At 59.1% G+C, this 7,569-nt stretch carries 7 protein-coding genes; 1 reads left to right on the top strand and 6 read right to left on the bottom strand.

Annotated elements, in window-relative coordinates; genetic code table 11:
• Positions 1 to 59: 59 nt before the first annotated feature.
• The 4 genes from QMX98_RS30020 to QMX98_RS30005 all read right to left on the bottom strand — a co-directional run bounded on the left by QMX98_RS30020 (position 60) and on the right by QMX98_RS30005 (position 3,258).
• Entirely contained in the window at positions 60 to 464 is a 405-nt protein-coding gene (locus QMX98_RS30020) for a SufE family protein (protein WP_010462851.1), read from the bottom strand.
• A complete protein-coding gene (locus tag QMX98_RS30015; protein ID WP_282411836.1) occupies positions 461 to 1,666 on the bottom strand; it encodes a cysteine desulfurase in 1,206 nt (401 codons plus the stop codon). Before QMX98_RS30015 ends, QMX98_RS30020 begins: the two co-directional genes overlap by 4 nt.
• Positions 1,667 to 1,827: 161 nt before the next feature.
• On the bottom strand, positions 1,828 to 2,862 hold the full coding sequence (gene dapD, locus QMX98_RS30010) for a 2,3,4,5-tetrahydropyridine-2,6-dicarboxylate N-succinyltransferase (protein WP_077748325.1): 1,035 nt from the start codon (positions 2,860 to 2,862) through the stop codon (positions 1,828 to 1,830).
• Positions 2,863 to 2,895: 33 nt separating this feature from the next.
• Positions 2,896 to 3,258: an ArsC family reductase gene (locus QMX98_RS30005; RefSeq protein WP_010462846.1), complete on the bottom strand. Its 363-nt coding sequence runs from the start codon at positions 3,256 to 3,258 to the stop codon at positions 2,896 to 2,898.
• 211 nt (positions 3,259 to 3,469) lie between these two features.
• Here QMX98_RS30005 and QMX98_RS30000 point away from each other — a divergent pair, with 211 nt between their 5' ends.
• Positions 3,470 to 5,104 (top strand): Na+/H+ antiporter, encoded by a 1,635-nt coding sequence (locus QMX98_RS30000; RefSeq protein ID WP_200667794.1) that lies wholly within the window; start codon positions 3,470 to 3,472, stop codon positions 5,102 to 5,104.
• Between the two features lie 23 nt (positions 5,105 to 5,127).
• On the opposite strand, the gene QMX98_RS29995 is transcribed toward QMX98_RS30000, so the two are convergent.
• Both QMX98_RS29995 and dapC read right to left on the bottom strand, forming a co-directional pair.
• Complete coding sequence (locus QMX98_RS29995) at positions 5,128 to 5,871, bottom strand: M12 family metallopeptidase (RefSeq protein ID WP_282411835.1); 744 nt, start codon at positions 5,869 to 5,871, stop codon at positions 5,128 to 5,130.
• A gap of 369 nt (positions 5,872 to 6,240) precedes the next feature.
• Positions 6,241 to 7,440 (bottom strand): succinyldiaminopimelate transaminase, encoded by a 1,200-nt coding sequence (dapC, locus tag QMX98_RS29990; RefSeq protein WP_077748327.1) that lies wholly within the window; start codon positions 7,438 to 7,440, stop codon positions 6,241 to 6,243.
• Positions 7,441 to 7,569: the final 129 nt, after the last annotated feature.

Genomic DNA, 7,569 nt, shown 5'->3' with positions numbered 1-7,569 from the left:
GGCTCGCTCCCACAGGTGAACGCGTTCCAATGTGGGAGCGAGCCTGCTCGCGATGGCGATTAACCAGCCAACTCATTCATCCGCTGAAGCACTGCATTGAGGCCATTACTGCGCGAAGGCGACAGTTGCCGCGAAAGCCCAAGCTGATTGAACCACTCCGGCAAATCCACCTGGCGCAACTCATCCGCCGACAAGCCGTTGACCCGCGCCAGCAGCAACGCCACCAACCCGCGAATCAACCGCGCATCGCTGCTCGCTGCAAACTGCCAGTGACCGTCATTCAACGAACCCACCAGCCACACCTGACTTTCACAGCCATGCACGCGGTTGGCGTCGACTTTATCCACATCACTCAACGCAGGCAGACGGTCGCCCCATTGCATCAGCAGCCGCGCCCGCTGCTCCCAACCGGCGGCAGCCTGAAAGGTGTCGAGTGCCATGACGGCATCAGCCGGTAAGCTCATCGCAACAACTCCAGCGCCTGATCCAGCGCTTCAAAGAACCGTTCGAGGTCTTCGGAGTCGTTGTACAGCGCCAACGACACCCGGATCGCCCCGGCCAGTTCGAAGCTTTTGAGCAACGGCATCGCACAGTGATGACCGGCGCGCACGGCGATGCCCTGTTCGGTCAGCAAATGCGCCAGGTCAGAGTTATGCACACCCTCGACGACAAAACTGGCCAACGCCAATTGCGGTTTGCCCAGCAGTCGAATGCCATTGCGCGCTTCAAGCCCTTTCAATAAATAGTCATGCAGCGCCGCTTCATGGGCCGAGACCGCGTCCTGATCAATCCCCGCGAGATAATCCAGCGTCGCCCCCAGGCCGATCACACCGGCAATCGGCGGAGTACCGGCCTCGAAACCCAGAGGCGCAGGGCGAAAGCGTGCGCTGTGGTAATCCGCATCCAGCACCATTTCACCGCCGAACTGCCAATGGCGCAGTTGTTTCAGCGCCTCATGGCGACCGAACAGCACGCCCAGACCGTCGGGGCCATAGAGTTTGTGGCTGGAAAATACATAGAAGTCGCAACCCAGCGCCTGCACGTCATGCCGACCATGAACCACGCCTTGCGCGCCATCGACCACGGTCAACGCGTCGTGCGCCTTGGCCATCGCCAGCAAGGCGGGTAACGGCTGCCAGACACCGAGCACATTCGACAGCTGACTGACCGCCAGCAAACGGGTTCGTGGGCCGATCAACTGCGTGGCGGCGTCGAGGTCGATCACCCCGTCGGCGTTCAATGGCAGGACCACCAGTTTCAAGTCGCGCCGGTGCGCCAGTTGCTGCCACGGCAGCAGGTTGGCGTGATGCTCCAGGGCGCTGATGACAATCTCATCGCCCGGATTGAATAGGTGCTCAAGGCCATAGGCCAGGAGGTTCAGCGCGGAGGTCGCGCCGTGAGTAAAGATGATCTGCCCGCAATCGCCGGCATTCAGCCATTGCGCGACTTTGCTGCGGCTGCCCTCGAATGCCTGGGTGGCATGGGCGCCGGGCAAGTGTTGCGCCCGATGTACGTTGGCCGCGCCGTTGGCGTAGTAATGCGTCAGCGCATCCAGCAAGGCTTGAGGTTTTTGCGTGGTGGCGGCGTTATCCAGATAGGTCTGGTCTTGCCGTTGGAGCGCGGCGATAGCCGGAAAGTCGGCGCGCCAGGGAGAGAGAATCATCATGCTGTCGGGCCCTGGTCAACATGGGCGGGTGAACACCTGACCTGATGGTCTGGTCTACGCCGAACCTGTAGGCGCGAAGCTTGCTCGCGAAGCTTTTGGCGGCCTCAAGGGCCCCTTCGCGAGCAAGCTTGGCTCCTACAGGGTAATCCGTGTGACGCCGCTTAGTTGTGAGCGTGCAGCGCTTCGTTCAGTTCGATCGCCGATTTGTGGGTTTTGCATTCCACGGCACCGGTTTCCGAATTGCGACGGAACAGCAAGTCAGGCTGGCCAGCGAGTTCACGGGCCTTCACGACTTTCACCAGCTGGTTTTTTTCGTCCAGCAGTGCGACTTTGGTACCGGCGGTCACGTACAGGCCCGACTCGACGGTGTTGCGATCGCCCAACGGAATGCCGATACCGGCGTTCGCGCCGATCAGGCAGCCTTCGCCAACCTTGATCACGATGTTGCCGCCGCCCGACAGGGTGCCCATGGTCGAGCAACCGCCACCCAGGTCAGAACCCTTGCCGACGAAGACGCCAGCGGAAACGCGGCCTTCGATCATGCCCGGGCCTTCGGTGCCGGCGTTGAAGTTGACGAAACCTTCGTGCATCACGGTGGTGCCTTCGCCGACGTAGGCGCCCAGACGAATTCGTGCCGCGTCAGCGATACGCACGCCGGCCGGAACCACGTAGTCGGTCATTTTCGGGAACTTGTCTACCGAGAACACTTCCAGCAGCTCGCCGCGCAGACGGGCTTCCAGTTGGTGTTCGGCCAGTTCGGCCAGGTCGATGGCACCCTGGCTGGTCCAGGCTACGTTCGGCAGCAGCGGGAACACGCCCGCCAGGTTCAGGCCGTGCGGCTTGACCAGACGATGGGACAGCAGGTGCAGCTTGAGGTAAGCCTCAGGCGTGGAAGTCAGTTGAGCGTCTTCGGCCAGGATGGTCGCGACCAGCGGCTTGTGGCTCTCGGCCAGACGGGTCAACAGGGCGGCTTGTGCCGCGTCGACGCCTTTCAACGCTTCAGCCAGTTGCGAGGCTTGGGCGGTAGTGAAGGCGATGGCCTGATTGCCTTCGGTGTAGCCCAGAACCGGCGCGATGGCCGCGACCAGTTCGGCCGACGGGTTAAGCAGTGGCTGTGCGTAAAACACTTCCAGCCATGCGCCTTGACGGTTTTGAGTGCCGACACCAAAGGCCAGGCTGAACAGGGTAGTGGACATGTAAATACCTCTAACAAAATTGAACGGGCAGGCTTACTTGAGCGCCGCCGCGTAGATATCTGGCTTGAAGCCAATCAGGGTTCGGTCACCGAGATCGAGCACCGGGCGCTTGATCATCGAGGGTTGTGCGAGCATCAGTTCGATCGCTTTCGCTTGGTCGAGATCGGCTTTGCGTTCGTCGTCGAGCTTGCGAAAGGTCGTGCCTGCACGGTTCAACACCACTTGCCAGCCGTGCTCGTCGCACCATTGGGTCAGGTGTTCACGGTCGATTCCGGCCGTCTTGTAATCATGGAAGTCATAGCTGACAGCGTGTTCATCGAGCCAGGTGCGCGCCTTTTTCATGGTGTCGCAGGCTTTGATGCCGAAAAGGTGCAACGTTTTGCTTGAAACGGTCAAGGAATTGCCCCCTTTGCAGGTGCTGGAAATAAAAGGTGAAGGATTATGCCATGACCGGACGGTTTCGCGGCGGCCGCGGTCGTTTAGTCATCGTAAGCCCGCTGGGTTTGCGCTGTTTCAGGGTGATGCGACATTGGTGCAACGGTCAGCCCGCAGTCTAAGCGGCTAATATGGCACTTCAATGCTGTCGATTACCTGGGAACCGCGCTTTATGCAAACCGCCTACACCGTCCTGATCCTGCTGATGCTGGTGGGCCTTTCACGCCTGATCGGACGGGTGATCCCGCTGCCGTTGCCCTTGGTGCAAATTGCCGCGGGTGCGTTGCTCGCCTGGCCGACCCTGGGTTTGCATGTGGCGCTGGATCCGGAATTGTTCCTCTTTCTGTTCCTGCCGCCGCTGCTGTTCTCCGACGGCTGGCGTATGCCCAAACGTGAACTGTGGCGCCTGCGCGGGCCGATCCTTACCCTGGCGGTGGGGCTGGTGTTGTTTACGGTGGTCGGTGCTGGCTATTTCATACATTGGTTGTTGCCGAGTATTCCTCTGCCGGTGGCCTTTGCGCTGGCGGCCGTGCTGTCGCCGACGGATGCCGTGGCGGTCTCGGCGATTTCCCAGAACCGCTTGCCGACGCCGCTGATGCACATGCTGCAAGGCGAGGCGTTGATGAACGATGCCACGGGCCTGGTGACGTTCAAGTTTGCGTTGGCCGCAGCGGTGACCGGGGTGTTTTCGCTGGCGAATGCCAGTGTGACCTTTGTGCTGGTGGCGCTCGGCGGCCTGGCCGTCGGTGTGGCCTTGAGCTGGCTGGTGGGACGCCTGCGTTCCTGGATGATCGCTCGCGGCTGGGATGATCCGGCGACGCATGTGGTGTTCATGTTGCTGCTGCCGTTCGCGGCTTATGTGCTGGCTGAGCGTCTTGGCGCTTCCGGCATCTTGTCCGCCGTGGCTGCGGGGATGATGCAGAGCTGGCTCGACCTGCTCCCGCGCCAGACCAGCACTCGATTGCTCAACCGCAGCGTCTGGTCGTTGCTTGAGTTTGCTTTCAACGGCTTGATCTTCCTGCTGCTGGGATTGCAACTGCCGGACATCATCAAGGCGGTGGTCAGCCACGAAACCTCGCTATGGCCGACGTTGCTGTATCGCTGTCTGGACGTAGTGGCGATTTTTCTGGTGCTGCTGTTGTTGCGGTTTGTCTGGGTGCAGAGCATCTGGCGCTTGTCTGTTTTGCTGCGACGCCTGCGCGGTAAAGGCGAAGTGACTCAAGTGCCGACCGCGCGCTCCTGCTGGCTGCTGACGGTCGGTGGCGTACGCGGGGCGGTGACACTGGCAGGCGTGCTTTCGGTGCCGCTGCTGATGGGCGGCGACGCATTCCCCGAGCGGGATCTGCTGATCTTCATCGCCGCCGGGGTGATTCTGCTGTCCCTGATCTCCGCCTGCATCGCTTTGCCGCTATTGCTGCGCGGCATCGAAAAAAGCCCTGACGACAAGCGCCGCAATGAAGTGCGTGATGCCTGGCGCAAAACCGCTGAAGCGGCGATTCATGCGCTGGAAGTCGAGGAAGCCAAGCCTGCGGATGCGGCCGAGGCCGCGTTGGCCGTCGAACTCAAAGCGCGGATCATGTCCGAATATCGGCATCAACTGGAGGTCTTCAATGACTCGGCCGAGGCCCAGGCATTGGCATTTCAGATGGACTTGCTGGAGCGGCGTCTGCGGTTGAAGGCGCTGCGAGCGCAGCGCCTGGAGTTGTACAAACTCAGTCGTCATCACCAGATTGGTGATGACGTGTTGCGAGAAGTGTTGGGTGAGCTGGATTTGAGTGAGGCCAACCTGGGTCAAGTGAAGGCATGAGCGAAGGGGCGACCTGACGGTTTTCAGCGTGGGTAAACCGAGCTGATGAACTTGATATCTTGCTCGGACAGTTGGTTGTTTTGAGGGACTTCGATCTTGTCCCACATGACACTCGCAGGAAAGGCGTAGTGCATGATTGATTTCGGGTCGTAGGGTGTTTGCCGGGTGTGGCTGTAATCAAATTTTTTCAGGACATTCCGGTAAATCTCTTCTTCGGTCCAGCCGTGTTCTTTGAATTCGCGATAGAGAGCGGATAAATTCCAGTCCAGTGGCGCGTCGGGATGCTGATGTTCATGTTCAACCCCTAGTGCATGGCCGAACTCATGCATGGCAGCTACCGTGAAAAAAGAAGATTGGTAGTCGGTGCCCAGTATCATTGTGGGCAGGTGCGGGAGAATGTCTCGTGCGTCTGTCCCAATGACAGAGCTGCCTGCGCCATCTTTGAAGTGAGACAGTAATATTCGTATGTCCCCGTCATACAACTCGTCGTTATCGTCCAGCTCGATGAATTCAAAGTTCAGGTTTACGTGGGGCGCCCATTGGTTGATGGCGGCGACGACGGTCTGGAACATGGCTTCGTCATAGCGTGTGATAGCAATGCGCAGCGTTTGGCCGTTGGTCCAGAATTTGGCGGGCGCCGCGACGCTTCGTGTCGTGCGGGAAAGGGAGTTGCCAATAGCCTCGTGATCGAGTGCTTCGGAGGCGTTAGTAGTAGAGCCGGCATCGATGAGGCCGTAAGTGCGGCAGCAGGGTTTTGGGATATTCATATATTATTGCTACTTGTGGGTGTTTAAATATTTTGATGTTTTTAAGACGCAAAAAAACTGCTCGCATGGCAGTTACATGTGTTCTGCGTTCGATAAGTAGTAATCGATATAAAGACAAGTAGCGAATATTGTGGTGTTTCAGTATGTTTTGGTTTGAAGGTGTTGTGTTGTGCGTTGTGAATGCTAAAGGTTTTTTGTGTGGTTATATAGTTAGGAGTGGCTATATATACTGGGTGGTTTCTTTTATTTCGAGTATGCAGAAGTGCTACTGGTAAGAAGTGCATTCAAGTAATTTGAATGTCTGTAACGGGGTGAGTTCGGCTTTATAAACAAGCCCCGCGCCATGGGGTATGGCTCGGGGTGTCAGTGTTATTTATGGCGCGTAATAAAGGCGCGGATGCGTTCTGCGGCTTCTATGCATTCTGCCAGTGGCGCAACCAGCGCCAAGCGTACACGGCCTGCGCCCGGGTTGAAGCCATCAACTGCGCGGGACAGATAAGAACCCGGCACCACGGTCACGTGTTCTTCCACAAACAGATCACGGCAGAACGCCTCGTCATCGCCTTCAACATTCGGCCACAGGTAAAAACCACCGTCCGGACGCTGCACATCCATCACCGGGCTGAGGATTGCCAGCACCGCATCGTACTTCTCGCGGTACAGCGCACGGTTGGCGCGCACATGTACTTCGTCATTCCACGCGGCGACGCTGGCCAGTTGGGTTTGAACGGGCATGGCGCAGCCGTGGTAGGTGCGATAGAGCAGGAAGCCCTTGAGGATGTCGGCGTCACCGGCGACAAAACCTGAACGCAGGCCCGGCAGGTTGGAGCGCTTGGACAGGCTGTGGAACACCACGCAGCGTTTGAAGTCCTTGCGGCCCAGTTCCACGCAAGCGCTGAGCAGGCCCGGCGGCGGTGTCTGTTCGTCGAAATACAGCTCGCTGTAGCATTCGTCAGCGGCGATCACGAAGTCGTATTCGTCAGCCAGGGCGATCAGTTTTTTCAGGGTGTCGAGCGGAATCAGCGCGCCGGTCGGGTTGCCTGGCGAGCACAGGAACAGGATCTGGCAGCGTTTCCAGATGTCCGGCGAGACAGCGTCGAAATCCGGGTTGAAGCCGTTTTCGTCCAGGCACGGCAGATAGTGCGGCTTGGCCCCGGCGAGGAACGCCGCGCCTTCGTAGATCTGATAGAACGGATTCGGGCTGACCACCAGCGCGTCTTCGCCACGGTTGACCACGGTCTGGGTGAAGGCAAACAGTGCCTCTCGGGTGCCATTGACTGGCAACACGTTGCGCGCCGGGTCGAGCCAGCCGGTCGGAACGCTGAAGCGGCGTTCACACCATGCAGCGATAGCTTCACGCAGGGCCGGGATTCCGAGGGTAGTCGGATACACGGCCATCTGATCCAGATTGCTTGCCAGGGCTTCAGCGACAAAGCTTGGCGAACGGTGCTTCGGCTCGCCGATGGACAGCGCGATGGCGCGCTTTTCCGGGTTTGGCGTGACGCTGCCGAGCAGGGCGCGGAGCTTCTCGAACGGATAGGGCTGCAACTGGTTCAGAGCGTTGTTCATGAGGGGGCCTCGTTCATTGTGGGAGCGAGCCTGCTCGCGAAGGCGGTGTGTCAGAAACGATGATGTTGACTGACCCTCCGCTATCGCGAGCTGGCTCGCTCCCACAGGGGAAAATTGTGAGTTCAGATA

The sequence above is a fragment of the Pseudomonas sp. PS02303 genome, assembly GCF_029959925.1.
Taxonomy (GTDB): Bacteria; Pseudomonadota; Gammaproteobacteria; order Pseudomonadales; family Pseudomonadaceae; genus Aquipseudomonas; species Aquipseudomonas mandelii.
This window is presented reverse-complemented; position numbering and strand designations above follow the sequence as displayed.